This is a genomic window from uncultured Chloroflexus sp., from assembly GCF_938091255.1.
Classification (GTDB): domain Bacteria; phylum Chloroflexota; class Chloroflexia; order Chloroflexales; family Chloroflexaceae; genus Chloroflexus.
Window position 1 is genome coordinate 17455 of record NZ_CALLJH010000035.1, and the last position, 19841, is coordinate 37295.

Consider the following 19841-nt stretch of genomic DNA (forward strand, 5'->3'; position numbering starts at 1 on the left):
CTATCACTATCGGCTGACAGCCTGCTAAACGAAAAGCAGTGGCCAGATGACGCCATTGTCATATCAGCCTGTAAACCTCCTTCTATAGCGTATGGATAAGAGCTGGACTGTGACTATCAAGCTATAGCAATCCACGTGTGGTACCGCCAGTCATCGCTGCTCAGAACGGCTACAATCGCTTTGTGTGTTAGCGAGCAGTAAAGTGCTTCTTTACAGGTAGCTTAACACCCGTGGATACCGCTTGCGCTGCCGGCGGTACCAGTAGCCAAGCGGCACCAGCACGGCTAGCCCAACCAACCACGCGCTGTAGCCCCAGATGATGCGCGGCCCGCTCAGCGGTAGTTGGTTCATAACGAGGGCGACGAGGTGGTAGATGATGATGTGGGTGACGTAGAAGAAGAGCGAGACTTGACCTACCATCGGCAGCCAGCGCAGCCAGCCGGTGGTGAAGAGGCGCGGGGTGGCATACATCCAAGCGAGGATCAGGGCCGCAATGCCAAGGTTGAAGGCGAAGTAGCTCAGGCTAGGGGGCGCTTTGCTCATGATCAACCAGTGAGCGGGGGTGCCGCCAATCGTAGCAACCGTGCCGAGATCGCCAAACCCGCCGATGAGTCGCAGCACGAGCCAGAGGATGAGCAACCCTACCCCAATCTGCGCCCAACGTTGCGGCTGGCGCAAGGCTGGCTGTTCTTGTCCATGCCCCAGCGCATAGCCCAACCAGAGCAGCGGCCCCCACCCTAAGACGGCAAAGCCGATCGCTGGGTTGGTGTCGTAGCTATAGGTCAGCCAGAACGCTTGCCAAAAGGGTTGCGGCGCATTCGCCGTGAGGTCGCTCGCCATTAAGCCAATCCATGCTTGATGAATCAGCAAGGTGATGATGGCGACGAGGCCGATTTGGCGTGGCGTTAAGAAGTGCCGCAAGCCGGCGAGGATGAACATCGCCGCGGCGATGCTGGTCAACACATGCACGTAGGGCGTGGCGCCGCTCCAGAACCACGCGCAGACCGTCAGATCGAGGGCGAGAATGACTAGCGCCCGGATGAGCATAAATCTGGTGGTAGCTTGCGGCGGTTGTCCGCGCCGGGTCTGGGCCGCAGCGTAGAGCGCTAAACTATACCCCCCCAGAAAGAAGAAGATTGGCGAGGCGAGATTGGTAAGCAACCCGCTCAACCAGTAAGCGGGACTTTGCAACACTACCGGTAGGCCACCATACGACTCGGCCTGTAGCCCGGCCCCCACAAAGAAGGCGCTATGGTCGAGCGCCATCAAGATCAGCGCCACGCCGCGCAGTGCATCGATCGCGACTATGCGCGCACTGCTGGCGCTGCGCTCGGCAACGGTTGGCTGCGCTTCGGCGACAAGACTGACAGTGCGCATAGGTGTCCTCCTGAGGAGAGTGGAGTTGCTCAACTGATGCGGTAACGACCGTTATGGAGTGCGGCAGTTCCACCGCCGTGTGCTATCTATAATTTATGGAGCGCGGCAGAAAAACTGCCGCACCTTATCAACACACGATCCGACCAGTGTTGTTTAGCGTGAAAAGCTCCGTCCCCGACTGCGATTATCTTGTGACTGGCTGCACCGGTGTGTCAGCGGTAACTTTAGCTGTTGCGCTGACACTGGCTGAATCGCGCACTGCTACCTTCCACAGCGTGCCGCTAACCATAGCCGCTAGCGCATAGCCGGCGGCGCCGCTTAGCATCGCGGTGGTGAAGTTGCTCGCCATGCTGACCACGATCACCAATACTGAGCCGAGCACCGAGAAGACGCCGTTCATACCCCATGCCCAGACCACAAGCCCCGGCGCGCGCGCATTGAGTTGGCATAAACCTGCCGGGAAAGGGATGCCGAGCATAGTGGCTAGCGGCGCGATGATGAAGATGCTGGCGACGATCCGTGCCAAATCAGGCCAGTGCATCCACCCTGCGAAGATCGGCGGCAGCGCAACGATATAGATCACCGTTAGCGCCGCAATGCCGATCAATGCCAGCCGTAGCCCATTGGCGGTTCTAATGCGTTTGCTGCCCAACAGGCTGCCCAATGCGGCAAAGGCCAGCATACTAGCAATGGTCGTGGTTGTCGCATGGATCGGGTAGCCGATAAAGAGCGTAAAGCGCTGGATCAGCACAATCTGAATGAACATATAGGCGGCGCCAAGCAAACTGAAGTAGGCCAACGTCGAGATGGCGCCGGTCATACGCAGGCCATCGCGCTGGTAGCGCGCCAACGGTAACACAATAAACGCTGCCGCTGCGCCAAGCGCGAAGATAGCCATGGTCAACAAGATCAGGTTGCCGATCGGGAAACGGTTGAGCCGCCCTTCATAACTGCGATCGAAGTGCAGGTTTTCCCAGCGGAAGTAGTTGTAGAAGAAGGGGTTGTCATCGGTCACTGGAAAGATTTGGAATGGATAGGCTTGCTCAAAAGCTCGTGGATCGGTAGCGTGCAAGTAATCGGCAAAGGGAGTATTCAACCGTACCAACGGGTCGTGCAGCATCGTGAAGTTGTTCGCCGCACCCCACGCGCGCAACTGTTCGATCTGTTCCGGCTGGAACGGCGACCGGCTGACCAGCAACGTGGCATTGACCCCGCTCTCGTTGGCGATGATCGCGATATGGGCTGCCGGATCACTCACCCCCATCCGGCGCAACGCTTCCGCCGCCAGTCCGGTTAAGCGCAGCATCTCGCGCGGCGGACTGTTGACATCGCGTGTCCACGAGAAGATGCCGTTTGGGGTGAGCGCGTTCAACGCTTGTTCGAGCGCATCAACCGTGTAGAGGTATGACTCGGCGAGTACGTAGGCCCCGCCCGACAATGCGGCCAAGTTGTCGAGGCCAATCCCTTGAATGATGTCGTATTGCTCGGTGGTACGACTGAGAAAGCTCCGTCCTTCGGCAACGATCAACTCGGTTGAGGGGTGCTCAGCGAGCCGGCCGGTGTAGTCGGCGTAACGATCGCGTAAGAGGCTGACAATGGTGGGGTTGAGTTCAATCGCGGTGATCTGCTTAGCCTGATAGAGACGGGCCAGCAGAATATCGAGACCACCGCCAACCCCGATCAGCAAGGTGCGCGGGCGTTCATTGCCGAGTTGGTACACGGCACTGATCACTGCGTGGTTGAGGAAGCGGAAACGTTCGAGATCGGCATCGCTGCCATCAAACCGGTACATCCCAGTCATCGACGTGCCGTCAATCGTCACCAGTTTCAGCGGCAGCTCTGGCCGATTGTCTAACGGGTAGCTTGAACTGACCGCACCGACGATCATCGGTTCAGTGACGGTAATCTCTGGCATCACATCCACCCGTCCAACCGGATCCCAGCGGGTGAATTCGGGGCTGGTTCCTTGCGCCTGTATCGCCCAACCCAGCTCTTTTGAGCCGGGTATGGCGAGTGTGGGCGGGCGGGCGATCAATGCCGCTAACATGAGCGCTTCCGCGCCAATAATGGCCGGCAAGAGCCAACGCTGGCGTGGTTTGGCTTCGTAGCCGAGCAGCACTGCCGCCAACGCACCGATCAAGCCGATCAAGGCAATGACCGCCGGGCCGCCGATCGTCTGGATCACGAACAAGACGGTCATTGTGGCGATGCCTGCCCCCAGCATATCGGCAAAATAGAGCCGGTGGGCAGCGCCGGCCCAGCGTCCAAAGATGGCGGCAATCACCAGCCCGCCGGAAAAGAACGTGCCGAGGAGACATGTAAAGTAGATGCCAAGACCGATGATTGTCCAGCCGAGCTGCGCTGCGCGCAGTGGATCGATGGCGATGGTCGTAATCGCAATCAGATTGCTCAGACTAGCAAGGCTGAAAAGCAAAGCCAACCCGCCGAGACGCTGCTGGAGCTTGTCAGGTCCCCAACGGCGCACAGCGAGAAAGGTTCCGGCTGCCCCACCGCCGAGTAAGGCGATGCCGATCACCATATAGGTGAAGTGGTGCCAGATCATTAACGAAAAGATGCGGGTGAAGGTGATTTGGAGGGCGAGAATACTGCCGCTCAGCAGCGTAAGTCCGAGGTACTTGCCGATCGATTGTAGAGGTGGAAATGTCATGCCGTAGCTCTCTTTACTGATGAACGTATTACGAGGCGTAGTCGGCGATCAACTGCTGTTGTCCGCTGGTTAGCCTGATCACCCGATATAATCTGCCGGCAATCTCACGCCGTTGCGTAGCCGCTTCGCCATCCGCGAACGTGACCGTGCGCAACCGCGCGTTGCGGTGTTTATCTGGGAGCAAGACTGTGAGCGGCAAGGGTGTTGATGGTGTGGTGATCGTCCCGCGCAGTCGTTGCCCATTCCATTCGATATTGCAGAGATCGCTGGTATTGCGCGCTTCAATGAAGCGCAGCCACCGTTCGGCGGCGATGATAGGCATGTTGGCGCCGGCGGCGTAGCTCAGCGTCGTGTCAAGCCAGTGCGCCACTTCGCCAGCGATTGGATCGCCGATCAAGAACGGATCGACATGGCATTGGAGACCTAATGCTGCTGGGTAGCGATCGATGCTGGCCGCAATTTGTCCAATCGTCTGATTGGCTGCGGTTGCGCCGTCAAGCCCCACATCGTAGCCGGTTTGAAATACCGGCATCAGATGTTCATCAACCAAATGGGTGGCTTGCTGATACACATCGATGATCGTGCCGTCTTCGGCGACAAACCGCATCGGCAAGCCACTCCCATTCAAATATCCCATTGTCCACGTACCGTCGGGTTTACGCACTGCCGGGCCGCTGTGGTAATGATCGAGATTCATGCGAATACCGTACCGCGCTTGCACAATCGCATTGTCTACCCAGCCGTGCCAAAGAATGCGGTGGGTACGCACGGTTGGCGGTAGCGGCCCGTAGCCAAGCTTGAGAAATTCACTCCAGTGCCGGTAATAGCCTTCTTCCAATCCATCTTCGATATACGGATGCATGCCGAATTCGTGGCCGCGGTCTCGCCAAGCAGCAACGTGATGCGGCCCCGGCAGCGAATCGGCTCCGCCGAGCGCCGAGCCGATCAGTGGTGTTCGGCTGAGCGTCCAGCGCAACTTGCGCGCTAGTCGTCCGCTGGCGTTCGCTGGCGGCGGTGTGTAGTAGATCGAAGCGGTGCCGCCGTGTTGTTCGACGATCGCTAACAACTGTTCGATATGGTTCACCCGGCTGCCATGCGCGTCGCCGGTGGCGATGATCGCACTGGGGGCATTGTCGGGTAGATACCAGAGCCGAGGGAGTGGCAGCGGGCTGATCTCGTCAATGACCCGGCTCAGCAAGCGTTGATGCTCATCGGCTTGCGGGATGGCGATGCGTTCAAGATTGATCCATCCTACAAAGAGATCGCTGGCGCGCAGACCCTCCATCAGGTCACGTTCCTGATTGGCCCACGCCGGATTGCCTTGCCGGATGAGGGCAATGGTCTGCGCCAGATCGAACGTCCAGAGCGCGGCTGTACCCAGCCCAAAGCGATGGATGGTTACCAGCGGATCGCCATTGCTCGCAGTTGCAAGTGCCTCTGCCCCACGCAATTCAACCCGGTCATATACGGCATGGATCTGAAGCGGCCCAGCAATGCCGGTTATTGGCGCTGGATTGCATGTATCATCAATCTGACTGGCGCCGAGATACCTGACGCCCAACACCTCTGCTAACGCCGGATCGGGGCGAATCGCCACTAAGCCACCGCCGGCGCTGACAAATTGGCGCAACCATCCTTGGCTGTCCAAACTGAGGGGTGTCGATCCTAACACAATAACGGCGGCTGCGATAGGGCGATCCAGTTGGCGTAGGCTGATCTGGCGCAGACCCAAAAACCCTTCTGCGCGCAGGATCTCGCCGAGGTATGCCGTGAAATCAGGGTGCGGCGCCGGATCGGTGACCAACGCCAATGGCGCAAAACCGTTGGCAGGCGCTAGTGAAACAGGTGGCGACGGCGATATGGTTGGCGCAGGCAGTGGCCATTGTTCGGCGCCATAGGCTACAATGCCTCCGAGACCTGCAGCGGCGAGGGTGCTGGTCAGAAACGCTCGTCGAGTGACAGGTCGCTGCAAGTAGTGCATAGCGCGTTACTTGCGCCGGCGGCGACCGGCGATTGCGCGTCGCCGGGCCGGCGGCGGTGTTGTAGCTGGCGGGTTAGCGGTGAGTGTCCCTTCCTGTTGTTGCTCTGCTGGCCATACCGTCTCGCCTAAGGCGCGTTCCTTCAGCCCATTACTGTGCTGTGTATTGCTAGACGGCGCCACCACGACGGCCTGATGTTCAGTCACTGGTGGGGTCACGATCACGCGCGATGGTTCAGTGGGCGGAGTCACAATCACGTGCCCAGCGACCGGTTCGGCGTTAACAAAGCCGTCATGATCCGCCACTGGATCAGGCGTGGGCACAGACACGTTGTTGGCAGGCTGCCCCGTTTCTGGTTGCCCCTTGCCGGGATTGAGCAGCCGCAACGGCATATCGCTCAATAACTGGCGGAGGTTAGGCAATGGCAAACGTGGTCGATCAGTTTGCCTAGCCAACGTATGTTCATCAGTTAACATCACCGCGCCAAGTACACTATCGCTACGTTTCAGCGTCAGCCGCTTGAGGCTTTGTTGAATGTCGCGACTGCTATCTTCGGCGGGTTTGAGCGCCAGCACCACGCCATCAACCATCGGTGCCAGCAACGCAGCTTCAACACCGCTGAGCGTTGATGGGCCATCAAAAATGAGGATATCAGCAGCGTGTCGCAGTCCCTCGACTAATGCCGGCCATGGTTGCGATGGCGGCAAGGGGTGGCCATCTTCGCCGATATTGCGGGCCAACAACAACACATTCTTCATTGGCGTAACCCGCAAACTCGACCAAACTTGTGCTTCGCCATCGATCATAATCGGTTGTAGCACTGACTCGGAATTGCCAAACAGTTCGCTCAAAGCAGCTTGCTCAGTTTCGGCATCAACCAGCAATACCCGATAGCCCGATAGCGTATAGCAATGCGCCAGATCAATGACTAACGCACTTCGTTCATGCGACGGGCGCGGCCCGCTGACCATCAAAATGCGGGCATTGCGAGGCAAGCCAGCTAGCACAATTTGGGTGTGCGCTTCTTTCACGGCCCCGACGCGCATGCGCGCTTCATCTTCGCTCAAGCCAATTAATGGCCGCTTGCCGGGCACTGCGCCGAGGAAGTTGAGGCCAAACCGGCTGCGCAAATCGTTATGGTTGCGCCAGCGGGTGTCAATCGCTTCGAGCACGAATGACGCCATCAGGCCCACCAGCAGCCCGGCCAATCCAGCAACGGCAACCGTCAGGTTGCGTTTGTTCGGCAAGGGAGTTCCCGGTACCTTCGCAGATTCAAAGACCGAGAGACTGTTAACCATGCTGGTATTTTGCAGCCGCAACAACTGGGTATATGCATTCTGCGCCGTATCGCGGGCCAGTTCCAATTCTTGCAGCCGGTTGCGCGCCTCGCGGAGATCGGTGGCGCTGGTGGCTTGTGCTAGCAGTTCGCGAGTCTGGTCGATCTGGCGATCGAGCGTTGTAATCTCGCGTTGCGCGCGATCAATCTGCTCGTTTAGCAGGCTTCGCTGCGCCGCGACATTTTCAGGTGAGTTCGGGCCGAATTGGATCAATTCAGTCGCAATCGCATCGGCGATGGCTGCTGCACGCTGCGGATTCGTGTCTGTAATGGTAATCTCTAGTAAACTCGCTTGTCGGTTGACACTCGTTGCCAGCATGTAATCTCTGATCACTGGCCATGGGAAGGGTAAGCCAAGCTTTTCAACCACTGGGGCTAAAATGATCTCGCGCTTGGCCATTTCACCGTAGAAGCTGGCTACGGTATTGGTCAGACCGATCATCTGCGGATCAGGCGCGGCAGTCGAGAGCGTATCGCCGACACGCAGGGTCGTCCGGCTAATGTAGTAATCAGGCTGGCGCATGGCAAAGATCAGCGCACCACTGGCGGCGAGGAGAGCGGCGAGCAGGGCAACCCACCACCAGCGAAGCATAATGCGAATGTATGACCAGATGTCGCTCCATGTGAGCATGAATGTCGCTCCTTCTTAACTGGATGCCGGCAAGATAACCAGATCGCCCGCTTCCAGCCCGCTCACAATCTCTACTTTGCCATCGACAATCAGCCCAAGTTGCACATCAACCCGTTGAGAGCCGTTTTCGGTTGGCACTAAAACATGCGGGCCGCCATCGCGCCGGATGGCTTCGATTGGTAGCCAGCGCACTCCTTCACGTTGGCCAAAATCGATCGTTACTAGCGCCGGGTCGCCAACCACGAGGGCGAGATCGCCGGCGTTGTACGTAATATGCAGTTCGGGCGCTTGCAGCGGGTTGTTCATCGTCGTCGCTTTGCGCACCACGCCGGTAAAGGTGCGGCCGGGATAGCGCACAAACGTGATGCTCACCGTGGCGCCATTCGGAATCCGTTCGATATCCTCGGCGCTTAATCCGCTGACGGTAATCTGCAACCCGGAGTTGTCCATCAGCCGTAATACCGGAACTTCGGCTTGCACCGGAAAGCCTACCAAGGCATCAACCGCCGTGATCGCGCCGTCGAAGGGCGCATAGATCCGGCGCGCCTCGATTTGACGTTCAATCTCTTTGATGGCCAGTTCCGAAGCGGCTAAGCCCTTGACCAGCATTGGATCGGGGTTAAGACGCTGGCGAGCGGCATCGAGTTGGATCTGCGCCTGTTGCACAGCTCGCTGGGCGGCAGTTACCTCAAACTGATCGGGCCCGTTAATCAAGCGATCAAGCCGGGTGCGGGCTAACTCTACATCGGCTTCGGCGGCTTGTACGGCGGCAATTTCGTTGCCGCGGGCGGTGTCGTATTCAATCTGGGCGAGTGCGACCGCACTTTCTGCGACTCGCACTGCGGCAGCCAACTGGTCGACTAGCGCGCGCACTTCTGGCGTATCTTCAACTTCGAGCCGGGCGCGGGCCTGCTGATAAGCGTCTTGCGCCCGTTGCAATTCGGCTTGCCGGTCGAGCAGCGCCCGCTCGGCGCGCGTCTTTACCGCCGAAGCGTCATTGCGGGTGCGGGCCAGCGCAGCTTCGGCCCGTTGCAAGGCAGCGCGCGCTTCGGCGATCGCAGTTGCTGAAGGCGGGGTGGTCAGTGCATTCAGCCGGTCACGGGCCGAGGCAAGCGCCACTTCGGCGGCGCGCACATCAATTTGCGCCCGCGCGGTTGCTTGCTCGATTGCGCGTCGATCTTGTTCGGCATTGATCCGCGCTTGCCGGAGTTGATCTTCTAATGTGCCGAGATCGATCTCAGCCAGCAACTGGCCGGTGGTAACTTGCGCACCAACTTCAACGTACAGATTGCGCAAGATGCCGCTCTGCCGGAAAGCGAGATCGCGTTCGAGCACTGGTGTGACCTGCCCGCTCAGTTCGCGCTGGTCATTGAAGGTGCCGATTGCCACGGCGACCGTGCGGAGCTGTGGCGGCGCCGCAGTGGCGGTTGGCATCGCTACTACTGCGGTTGGAACCGCTGTTGGTGGTGTCCATGGCTCTGGCGTCGGCGTACCAATTAGTGAGCCAATGCTGCAGCCGCTCAGTCCAATAGCGAGGCTCATCGCCAATGCGCTGCGAACGGCAATCTGTACGTAACGCTCCATAGCTTCCTCTTAATTATTGTGGCAAGACAAATGCGCCGGGCAGCGGTAGCGTTGCAAACGGCGTGCTGACCGCCTCTTCGGCCAACATCCAGCGCACCGCCCCTAATAGGTCAGGTGCAATGAATGACGGCTGGTAGCGCCGCAATTCCGGCTTCTGCAATTCGCTAGCGCCACGTCCTGTCTTCACAAGGATGGTCTGGCATCCCATGCGCTGCCCTGCCGCAATATCGCTGAGTGCATCGCCGACAAGGTACGCCTCACGGCAATTGATCCGGTGACGGGCTGCCAGATCCTCCAACATCCCCGGTTGAGGTTTCCGGCAACGGCATTGCTCCTCGGGCCGGTGCGGGCAGTAGCGAATGTCATCGATCTGCGCGCCGTGGTAGCTGGCGATGTCGCGCAATCGGGCGTGAATCTGTTCAAGGGTTTCAACCGACATCAATCCACGCCCGACGGCTGCTTGATTGGTGACAATAAAGATGCGAAAACCGGCGTTGGTCAGTAGGCGGAGTGCAGTGAGCGCGCCCGGTATAAATTGGAATTCTGACCAATCTTTGACGTGGTCTGGCCGGTTGTGATTAATGACACCATCGCGGTCGAGAAAGACAGCGCGCATGAAGCCCCCCTCCTAGCGCTGCAACTAGATCATAGCACGTAGTAGGTCGCAGGCTACGATCACAATGCTACAGTACACCTTGTGGCTGAAGATCGGCTAACAGCGGAGCGAAGAAATTGTGACAATGCTTTCATATAACCTCTCGACAGGTGACTAGTTTGGGCGCTTGGCTAACGTGCCAATCCTTTCCTGTTTGCTTGCTGCTTGCGTTCCGGCTGTTGGGATGCAGGCAGTAGCCGTGCTTGATATGTGAATATCTCTGTAGATTGTGCAACTTGCGAAGGTTTTTTCGGTTTCTTTTTCGGGATGATGAGTAGTTATTTGCCGATTTAATCTGTTCAGTGTGGCTTATATGATCTTGGTGAAGTTTGTTTTTATGCAATAGTTCTTTTGTCCGAGCGAAGAATAAAAGGTACTATGGTACTACTGCTTTATCAGCAAGAAAGACTCGCGCAGATAATTGCTACGCAAGAGCCACCATCCTCGCTTGTATTGCCACTGTCCCAAGCGGTTGAGGGTGAGGTTCTCAAATACCATCGGTATGTAGCTAATTTCCAGCGCGGATGACCAACAGAGGCCGTGACCAGCGTTGGAACATTGGTAAACTCTTCCTCAGCAGCCGCAGTGTTCCGGCGAGTACGATCTGATTGATAACGACCCATACCTTGTAAGTGAGCGGGTATGGTAAGGCGCTGAGCGGGGCGAGAACGATCACTCAGAGAGGCGAGTAAAAGTAGTGTGGTACTTCAGGATAAGCGACTGACGGGTGGGCTGCGGTGAATTGCAGCGCTCTCCTATGGTCATGTATGTCCTCGCCGGCGCGCGGCATCGTCGCGGCAATGTAGTAGGTCTGAAAATCCCCGTCTGCTCGAACTGACGGTTGGCGCAAGCGAATGCCGGTTGCTGGCGGAAGCTGTGCAATGTGGTGTGCGATACGCTGGTGTGGGTGAAAACCATGCTTGCTAAGCTGGCTCGTAAGAATCCAGATCTGCAATGAAGACCCGGCCACCGCTTGTTTGCCGCTCACGGGTCACCTCTGCGATGGCTGCAACGAGGGCGTTGTTGCCGTTGACCCGCGCCGAGAGTTCGATCAAACGTACAGTGTCGCATTCGTAGAAATAGCTGAGATATCCGCCAAACGACCAGTCGGTTTCCAGAAAAACATCGCCTGCGCCCAGATACTGGGCCACGCATGTCGCCGGTTTGATATGGGGATTTGGCACGGTCGCGCTTGACCAAATAGCGGCTTGAACGTTTCCCAGCCCAATCAAGAGAATGCATGCGCCTGCAAGAATGGTCGTTGGCGCGGCAGTGTTGGCGAATCCCAATCGACGACAATAGCAGCAGCGAGAAACAGATTCAGCGCTACAAACCATTTTGGTTCGGAGGGATCCCACCAAATAATGAAGGGTAGAAAAAGCGCGTAGCTTGCGCCGATCCACCTGAGTTGACGGTACGGCGGGTGACGCCAGCGCACTGCGTACCAGATCGATATCCCTGCTCATCCCAGTAGCGCCAGCAGGCGCAACCGGGCAGGCATCTTATCTGCAACGAACCCCTGAGCGGATACCGCAATCCGATCCTGTTCCACAGGGGAATGATGCAGACGATCGCACTGATACCCGACGGCAAGATGCGATCCGGCGACCATAGGACCCAGACCGGCAGGCGCGCACTGCCATTATTTAGTCAACCAGCTTATGATCGCAGGTAGATCGCGATAGCCGTAGACGAAGAACGCAACTGGCAAATAGTACAAGCTAAGAATAACGCTCATGGGCCGTCGATGTTTCCAACCGCGCTGAGCCAATCGCAGAACGATTGATGATGATGGGTTACTAGTGAGCTGATTGCGTTCATTGCCCGAGAAACACGCATGCTTGCCCCGTGAGAAACGGCGAGCGCTCAGCAGAGACTGGCGAGCAGGCTGGTGGCAATTCGTGGCGGATACAAGCTGCTGGCGAAGGCGCTTACGCTAAACGCTTCTGCCAATGGAACGTAAGAGATGTCGGTGCTAAAACTCCACTGCGCCCAAGAGAGGGCTAGAAACGCGCTACCGAGTGGCACACAGCTTGAAGACGCCGATCGTCGCCGCTGAGGTTGGAGTCTGCCGATTGCAGCAGCGGAGCCTGATAAGCTCCCCGCCAATCGTTAAACCGGACGCGCAGCACGTCGCGCCGCAGGTTTCGCCATGAGTAGCGCACCAGATCAACCTTCGTTTCGGTACCATCGTGCCACGAGACCGGCACTTCAGTGATGCGATAACCGCGCTGGTGCGCCAGAAAGAGGATTTGGCCATCGTAGGTGGTGATGACGGCTCCTTGTATAATCGGCGCATCATCACCGTATATGGTATATGCGCACGTGCCGGAAGAGATCGTGAGCTGCCAATAGCCGCAACGCTTTAAACCCGCATTGGGTGTCATGGATTACCGGCAGGGCGGTCATCTGGACTAGCAAGTTTTAAAGATGCGCCCCATCAGATACCGGTGAAATGGCTCATTGTACCGTTGCGCGCCGATTCCTTCCCGCGATCTGATCACGACATCGAATCCTGCGCTGAAATGTGGCCCTTGTTGTTCCCACTCCTCGATCGGTGTGGCCAAATCGGCATCGCACAACAGCACATCCTCGCTGCGGACAGGGAGTGCGCCGACACGCACGGCAACCCCTTTGCTGCGATGCTTGCAGCGGAGCATATAGACGCCGGCATAGCTTGCGGCGAGGCCGGCAGTGCCATCGGTGCTGCTATCGTCAACCACGATGATCACAGCGGGGAAGGATTGCTGGACGAGGGAGGCGCTGATCGTTGCTACAGTGGTTGGCAAGCGGTGGATGTCATTGTAGGTGGTGATGACGACCGATAGAAAAGGTGTTGCGGCCATTTCATCACTCCTGTGAGTGAACGGGAAGAGTGCTTGCGCCGTAGCCCAATGACCGTTGCCGCGCTGGGGCTTTACAATGCCTTCCGCCGCCGGCGATCGCGCGACGTAAACAAATTGCTATCTTCTTTGCACTTATTAATGAAGTTTTTGTCATTCGCTTGCGGTACGCTCAGATTATACTGATGGCAGTGTGGAATGAGTAGGTCACACTGTGGTGTTTAGTTATGCGTTTACCATCAGTCGATCAAGCTCTGCGATGCGGTGTTCGTAGTTTCAATCTGATGCAGCGAGTGGTTCGATCTGAACCACAAGGGGCAATGCTATGATTATCTCGCGCACGCCGTTGCGAATTAGTTTTGCCGGTGGCGGCAGTGATTTGCCGGCCTTCTACCGCCATGAACCGGGGGCGGTGGTGAGTACAGCGATCAACAAGTATATCTACATCACCGTCAACGAGAAGTTTGACCATCAGATCCGGGCCAGCTATTCAGTGACCGAAATTGTTGATCAGGTTGATGACCTCAAACATCAACTGATCCGGGAAGCGTTACGTTTGGTGGGGCGGCATCATTCAATTGAGATCACCTCGATCTCGGATATTCCCTCGCAGGGCACTGGTCTCGGCTCATCGAGCACCTATACCGTGGGTCTTTTGAATGCGCTCTACGCCTTTATTGGCCGTTTTGCCGGCGCCGAACGGCTGGCCCGCGAGGCATGCATTATTGAGATTGAGCGTTGTGGCGCGCCGATCGGGAAGCAAGATCAATATATTGCTGCCTATGGCGGGTTGCAATTCATTCAATTTAACCCTGATGAGACGGTGTTTGTTGATCCGATCATCTGCCACACTGAAACGAAGCAACGCTTGCAGCAGCGATTGATGATGCTGTATACCGGCACTACCCGCAAGACGAGCGATGTGTTGCGCGAGCAGCGCGAGAATACGGAGCGTGATAAGTCGCGCCGCCAGCATTTGCGCCGCATGGTGGAGTTGGCGCATGATCTGCGCCTTGCGCTGCACCACAATGACCTCGATGCGTTCGGCGAGATTTTGCATGAAGGTTGGATGCGGAAGCGTGAGTTGGCGAGCGGCATTTCAACGCCGCAGATTGATGATTGGTACGAGCGGGCGCGGGCTGCCGGCGCGATCGGTGGCAAGATTCTCGGTGCTGGTGGGGGCGGCTTTTTGCTGGTCTATGCGCCCGAAGAGCGCCACGACGCCATCCGGGCGGCTTTGCCCGAATTACGTCATGTGCCCATGCAATTTGAGCCGCAAGGTAGTAAAATAATTTACGTGGAAGAGCGGTCGTTGGCTTCGTGATTCGTCACGTGACCAACCCTCACTTCTAATGACCGGGGGGGGCGAGAAGTGCGTTGAGCTTCTCGGTGGGCTTCTATACTCAGGAGGTACTCCCTTGGTTCATCGCTTCTTACGCTTCGGTCTGATTTCCCTCATCGTTCTGGCCCTCATTCTTCCTCTCGCTATCACCACCGCTAACAATCCACCCTTCCGTCAGTGGCTGCCGGCTGTCTTTGGCCCATCCGCCACCGCACAGTATCAGATCAACGCACCCTTCTTTTCGGTTACTGATGTCACCCGCGACCGATTCGACGAAATGGCGATCTTCTGGTTTGGGCAAGTCAGCCGTACTAGTAACTATACTGATGTGCGGGTGGGTTATAACAACGATGCCCTCTATCTCTATCTCGCCGTATTTGATCGGCAACTCTGGTATGATACTACGCCTTCTACTGCCGATCTCACTGCGTGGGATGCAGCGACGGTGTTGCTTGATACGAGCAATGGAACCCAACTTGGCGCTGCTAGCTATCGGCTGGTTGCGCAATTTCGTGGCCCGCCTGAGCCGGACTCGCGTTACCAGTTGAGCCAGCGCGCCACCGGTGGGAGCTGGGCTGCCGCTGATGTGCCGTTCACTACCATCCCCGGTTGGCGCGGCGATGCGCTTAACAACGATAACGATGAAGATCGGGGTTGGGCAATGACCTTCCGTATCCCCTTTACCAGTCTCGGCCTCGCTGGCCGGCCCGCTGATGGCACGCAATGGCGGTTGGGGGTGATCGTGCATGACCGTGATAACGCTGCCGGTACGCCGATCGCCGATCAGGTATGGCCGCCAAGCCTCAACCCGAATCAGCCGCGCACGTGGGGCGGTCTTCGCTTTAGCTTGCCGGTCTACACCCCGCCGCCGGTCAGCGCTACTCAAGAGTTCCGCCTCCGCCATGGTCTGAATGGCGTGACGGTGGCCGATGCCGGCGTTGGTGGTCAAGATAGCAATATGTGTAATGCCGACGGCAATTTCTGGGATCGCTGGGGTAATTGGTCGCAGCCAATTGACAAAGCCGACATCAGTGTCCAAAATCAGGCTGATATTGCCGACTGGCCGTGTTTTGCCAAGTATTACCTCACCTTCCCGCTAAACAGCTTGCCCGCTGGGCGAACCGTGGTTTCGGCGAAGCTGATTCTGAGCCAGATGGGTAATGCGCAACCCCAAGCCGCCAAGCCATCGCTGATCCAAGCAATGGTGGTGGGTGAAGATTGGAACCCCAATGCGCTGACATGGAATAATGCGCCGCTCGCGCGCGAGAATATCGGCAGCGGTTGGGTCGATGTGATGTTCGGGTCGCCCGATTGGAATAATCTCCCTAAGCGTGAAATTGACGTAACGCGCGGGGTTGTGCAGGCGTATGCCAATGGTCAGCCGCTGCGGTTGGCCCTTTACTCGGCGGATGGCGCTTACCACAGCGGCAAATATTTTGTTACCAGCCGCACCGGAGATTGGAATGCGCAGAATCGCCCGGTGTTGGTCGTGGTGTTATCAAAGCCGTAACCCGGCGGTTATGGCATCGGATGCAAGACCAATGTTTCTCCGTCGATCGCGCTGCTGAAGCGCATCGGGATGTCTTCAACCTGCTGCCACCGGTCAAGGAAGTCGCTGTAGCGGCTGCTAAGCACGTTGCCTGATTGGCCGGTGGTGTGCATAAAGCGCGAGTTGTCGAGGTCGCTCAGATCGATGATCTGGCGGTACGAGGGCGCGTTGTATTGCAGGTACGGCTCGGTTATACGCACCGGTGCCACATTGATGGTGAAGGTATCGCCGCCGTTGGGGGTGCGTCGCTCAAACAGGCCGCGCAAAGCCCCCACTTGGCTAAACGGGTTGTGCGGGAAGACCGCTTGGTGGACGCGATCCCAGCGCCAGCGCGCTGGATCGCTCTCGCCTTGCACCGCCGCCATCGTGGTCAGGCCGTTGCTCAGCGCCTTGGCTAACGTCGCGGGACAATCCTCCTTTACCCCAATGGTTGTTACATCGTCGCACCATTCGCGCTGGCCATCGAGCAACACCGCCCGCAGCGCTAACGCTGGGAAGTCGCGCCGGTTGCGATAAGTGGTGGAAAAAAGGTCGCGCAGCTCGTCGGCGAAGATCGCTTCGAGGGCAGCGTAATAGTACCCTTGATAGACAGCAGCGGCGGCGCTGTCACCGTGCATTGCCCCATCCCAACTGCGCAGCAACTCCAGTGCAGCGGCTTCACGCTCGCCGGCAGGGGTCACGTTGCGGAAGATCGGCAACAGCTCGCGGGCTTGCGCCGAAACGACATCCCCCAACATTGCCCGCATATCATCCACCGTCAGCTTGTTGCCCTGCTCGATCAGCTCGATGATGCGTTGGGCGCGGAACGGGGCAGCCCACGATGTGCCGAGCAGGTAGGGGTAGTCGTCGCCAACCACCTTGTTGTTGGCGGTAGCGACATAATCTTTCGGCGGGTTGTAGATATGGGGCAACTCCTCGAACGGAATGTAGCCAATCCACTCGTACTCATCTGTCCACCCCGGCACCGGTGCTCTGCCGTCGCCGTTGCGCCGGATCGGTACTGCTCCCGGCGCGTAGTAGCCGATATTCCCGTCCACATCGGCATATACGAAATTCTGCATCGGCGTCTTGTAATCGCGTAACGCCGCAACAAACTCCTCCCAGTTCTGTGCGCGGTTGATGTTGAGAAACGCGCGCATGGTCAGATCATCATCGTCGAGTGCCGTCCACCGGAAGGCAAGCGTATCGGGCAGATCGCTTTGCACATCGCTGATGATCGGGCCATGGCGAGTGATGCGCACCGTGAGCGTGATCGGGTCAGCGCCTTTGACCCGAATCACTTCGTTGATCAATGTTGCCGGTTCGCGCTGTCCGTTATATTCGACATCATTTTGAGCGTCGATCCGCTCGATGTACAAATCTTGCACATCAGGGCCGGTGTTAGTCACGCCCCATGCGATCCGCTCATTGTGACCAATCACAATCGCCGGCAAGCCGGGGAAGGTCGCGCCGATCGCGTTGATCCGGCCACCCTGCATGTGGGCCAGATACCAAATCGAGGGGATACGGTTGCCGAGGTGGGGATCATTAACCAGCAGCGGCTTGCCGCTGGCCGTGCGCGAGCCGCCGATCACCCAATTGTTCGAGCCAGAAAGCAGATCGCCGAGACCGGTCGTTAGGTGAATGGTCTCCCACAGATCAAGCAGCGCCTGCGCGGTGGCGGGTTGGATCGGCGGATTTGGGTGGCCAGCCGTTTCGAGCGTCGACACCCCTTCGGGTAAGATCAGTGGCCCGTCAGCGGTATAGGTTTGCATCAGAACGTTGGCATCCTCGGGGCCGACCTTAGCGATCAGCAGGGCGCGCAGCACCTCATCGCTCCAGTTGCCGCCAAGATCCCATGCCATCATCTTAGCCCACACCAGTGAATCGATCGGCTGCCACGGTTCGGGTTGTACACCAAGGATCAAAAATTCGGGTGGCAACACCGGATTAGTGGCGAGAAACGCATTCACGCCAGCGGCATAGGCTTCAAGAATGGCGAGCGTCTCGTTATCGAACTTCGCCAGCGTGCTGCGGGCGGCGCGGGCCACGCCGAGCGTGCGCAAGAATTTATCGGTGCGCAGCGTTGTTTCGCCAAACACTTCAGACAGGCGGGCATGGCCGATCCGGCGCTGTACCTCCATTTGCCAGAGCCGTTCTTGGGCATGGACAAAGCCCAAGCCAAAGGCGACATCGGTTTCGGTTGTGCCACTAATGTGGGCCACGCCATCACTATCGCGCACAATCGTCACCGGCCCGCCGATCCCGCGCACCTGAATCTCGCCGGTGGTTTGCGGCAATGACCGCCGCAGCCAGAGATACCCGCCCCCACCGCCAACCACCACGACCAATAGCACTAATGCTAACACCCAGCCGGCAATGCGCATCAGCAACCGCATTGTTGCCCCTCTTCACTTCAATGCACTTCAGTTGTGGCGGTGATTATAGCATAAGTGGAAAGTAGAATTACTTCAAAGAGTTTAACGATAGCTTCGGCTATGTTGCCGGCGATGAGACGTGGCGGATTGTGTGCAGGCGTTGAATGAAGGCAGCCGCAAGCACGACATGATTGCCTGCTATGGCGGTGAGGAGTTGGCCGTAATTCTCCCAGTCACCGGTAGCGACGGCGCCTATTGCTGGTCGAGCGGCTGCGCCGGCTGGTGCAGCAAGCGGCATAGCCGCTTCGTCCGGTGACGATCAGTGTGAGGATCGCAAGCCTAACAGATGATATGTGTCTGCGATCTGATCGATTGGATCCAAGCCTTGTATGCCGCAAAGCGGAGCGGGTGCAATATGCGCGTGGTACGGTAAAGGCGATGGGATTGAGGGCGGCAGGGCAACTGCCGCCCCTTTGGCTTACAGCACTACTGAAACCACTGCGCCAAAGTGCAACACACTGCCTAGCAACACAAAGCCATGCCAGATGTTGTGCATATAGCGACGTTGCGAGAGCATATAAAATGGTGTTCCGGCAGTGTACGCCACGCCGCCGGCAACCAGCAAACCGATGGTCGGTGGATTGAGCGCGGTGAAGACTTGATCGGCGGCAATCACCACCAGCCAGCCGAGCGCAACGTAGATCAGGGTCGAGAGCAAACGAAACCGTCCGGTCAGAAAGAGCTTCATCACCACCCCAGCTAACGCTAGCCCCCAAACGAGGCCAAAGATCGTCCAGCCCAACGTGCCGCGTAAGCTCACGAGCGTGAATGGGGTGTACGTGCCGGCAATCAGGAAAAAGATCGCGCTGTGGTCAAAGATTTCGAGGATTGCTCGCCGGCGTGGTTCGCGGCTGGCGTGATAGAGTGTAGAAGCGAGGTAGAGCAACGTCAACGTTACGCAAAAGATCGTCGCGCCGGCAATTTGCCAGCCGTCGCCGCGTTGCCAGACCGCGCCAAGCAAGATCGCGCCGGCCAGCGTACTGAGCGCCGCGCCAGCGCCGTGTGTGATCACGTTGATCAACTCTTCATGCGGTGAGAAGTGTTCGGTTGGTTGGAGTGTCGTCATAGAAGCACCTGTAATTATGAGATTTATGCAGTCAGTTTGTTGTTTGTCGTGCTCGACACTCGCTTGCTCCTAAGCAGGTGGGGAAATCGCTCAACGTTCATCTCTCTCTGTCCTTGCTTGCCCCTGTTCCCCGGTGTCATTACGCGCCGAGCGCAGCGAGGCAAAGCAATCCCCCGCGAGCGCGGAAAGAACGGTATACAAACAAAAATACACGATGAACTACTAAGCAATCCCCCGCGAGCGCGGGAAGAACCTTTCAATGCTCGCTCTCGCTCAAGCCGGCGATGGCTTCGGAGCTGCTCTCCCTCGCACTGACAACAGCGTACCTGTTATTGCGCACCACCGTTAGGCGGCGACGCCATCCCCTTACCCTTTTAAGTATGTAATGGCAGAG

Annotated in this window: 14 protein-coding genes; 2 read left to right on the forward strand and 12 right to left on the reverse strand. The window is 57.8% G+C overall.

Annotated features, from left to right (window positions below; translation table 11 throughout):
- Nucleotides 1-210 precede the first annotated feature (210 nt).
- From Q1A00_RS12430 to Q1A00_RS12470, 9 genes are all read right to left on the reverse strand, one after another.
- Nucleotides 211-1377, reverse strand: coding sequence for a heparan-alpha-glucosaminide N-acetyltransferase domain-containing protein (locus Q1A00_RS12430; protein ID WP_298402998.1), 1167 nt, complete (start codon nucleotides 1375-1377; stop codon nucleotides 211-213).
- Between the two features lie 184 nt (nucleotides 1378-1561).
- Nucleotides 1562-4045: a hypothetical protein gene (locus Q1A00_RS12435; protein ID WP_299757110.1), complete on the reverse strand. Its 2484-nt coding sequence runs from the start codon at nucleotides 4043-4045 to the stop codon at nucleotides 1562-1564.
- 28 nt (nucleotides 4046-4073) lie between these two features.
- Nucleotides 4074-6026, reverse strand: a complete 1953-nt coding sequence (locus Q1A00_RS12440; RefSeq protein WP_298403001.1) for a hypothetical protein — start codon at nucleotides 6024-6026, stop codon at nucleotides 4074-4076.
- Nucleotides 6027-6032: 6 nt separating this feature from the next.
- Nucleotides 6033-7991: a tyrosine-protein kinase domain-containing protein gene (locus Q1A00_RS12445; RefSeq protein ID WP_298483176.1), complete on the reverse strand. Its 1959-nt coding sequence runs from the start codon at nucleotides 7989-7991 to the stop codon at nucleotides 6033-6035.
- A gap of 15 nt (nucleotides 7992-8006) precedes the next feature.
- Entirely contained in the window at nucleotides 8007-9575 is a 1569-nt protein-coding gene (locus Q1A00_RS12450; RefSeq protein WP_298403004.1) for an efflux RND transporter periplasmic adaptor subunit, read from the reverse strand.
- Between the two features lie 13 nt (nucleotides 9576-9588).
- Nucleotides 9589-10191: a D-glycero-beta-D-manno-heptose 1,7-bisphosphate 7-phosphatase gene (gmhB, locus tag Q1A00_RS12455; RefSeq protein ID WP_298483174.1), complete on the reverse strand. Its 603-nt coding sequence runs from the start codon at nucleotides 10189-10191 to the stop codon at nucleotides 9589-9591.
- Nucleotides 10192-11153: 962 nt separating this feature from the next.
- On the reverse strand, nucleotides 11154-11381 hold the full coding sequence (locus Q1A00_RS12460) for a hypothetical protein (RefSeq protein ID WP_299757115.1): 228 nt from the start codon (nucleotides 11379-11381) through the stop codon (nucleotides 11154-11156).
- An 852-nt stretch (nucleotides 11382-12233) separates the two neighbouring features.
- A complete protein-coding gene (locus Q1A00_RS12465) occupies nucleotides 12234-12617 on the reverse strand; it encodes a hypothetical protein (RefSeq protein ID WP_298403008.1) in 384 nt (127 codons plus the stop codon).
- Between the two features lie 27 nt (nucleotides 12618-12644).
- Nucleotides 12645-13076 carry a glycosyltransferase gene (locus Q1A00_RS12470; protein ID WP_298403010.1) on the reverse strand — a complete coding sequence of 144 codons (432 nt, stop codon included), beginning with the start codon at nucleotides 13074-13076 and terminating at the stop codon, nucleotides 12645-12647.
- Between the two features lie 322 nt (nucleotides 13077-13398).
- Between Q1A00_RS12470 and Q1A00_RS12475 the strand changes: the two genes are divergently transcribed.
- Together Q1A00_RS12475 and Q1A00_RS12480 are read left to right on the forward strand one after the other, a co-directional pair.
- On the forward strand, nucleotides 13399-14397 hold the full coding sequence (locus tag Q1A00_RS12475; protein ID WP_298403012.1) for a GHMP kinase: 999 nt from the start codon (nucleotides 13399-13401) through the stop codon (nucleotides 14395-14397).
- Between the two features lie 94 nt (nucleotides 14398-14491).
- Complete coding sequence (locus Q1A00_RS12480; RefSeq protein WP_299757120.1) at nucleotides 14492-15925, forward strand: DNRLRE domain-containing protein; 1434 nt, start codon at nucleotides 14492-14494, stop codon at nucleotides 15923-15925.
- A gap of 8 nt (nucleotides 15926-15933) precedes the next feature.
- Here Q1A00_RS12480 and Q1A00_RS12485 read toward each other — a convergent pair whose 3' ends face one another.
- The 3 genes from Q1A00_RS12485 to Q1A00_RS12495 all read right to left on the reverse strand — a co-directional run bounded on the left by Q1A00_RS12485 (nucleotide 15934) and on the right by Q1A00_RS12495 (nucleotide 19447).
- Nucleotides 15934-18342, reverse strand: coding sequence for a penicillin acylase family protein (locus Q1A00_RS12485; RefSeq protein WP_298403016.1), 2409 nt, complete (start codon nucleotides 18340-18342; stop codon nucleotides 15934-15936).
- A 97-nt stretch (nucleotides 18343-18439) separates the two neighbouring features.
- Complete coding sequence (locus tag Q1A00_RS12490) at nucleotides 18440-18619, reverse strand: hypothetical protein (protein ID WP_298403018.1); 180 nt, start codon at nucleotides 18617-18619, stop codon at nucleotides 18440-18442.
- A gap of 180 nt (nucleotides 18620-18799) precedes the next feature.
- On the reverse strand, nucleotides 18800-19447 hold the full coding sequence (locus tag Q1A00_RS12495; protein ID WP_298403020.1) for a hemolysin III family protein: 648 nt from the start codon (nucleotides 19445-19447) through the stop codon (nucleotides 18800-18802).
- Nucleotides 19448-19841: the final 394 nt, after the last annotated feature.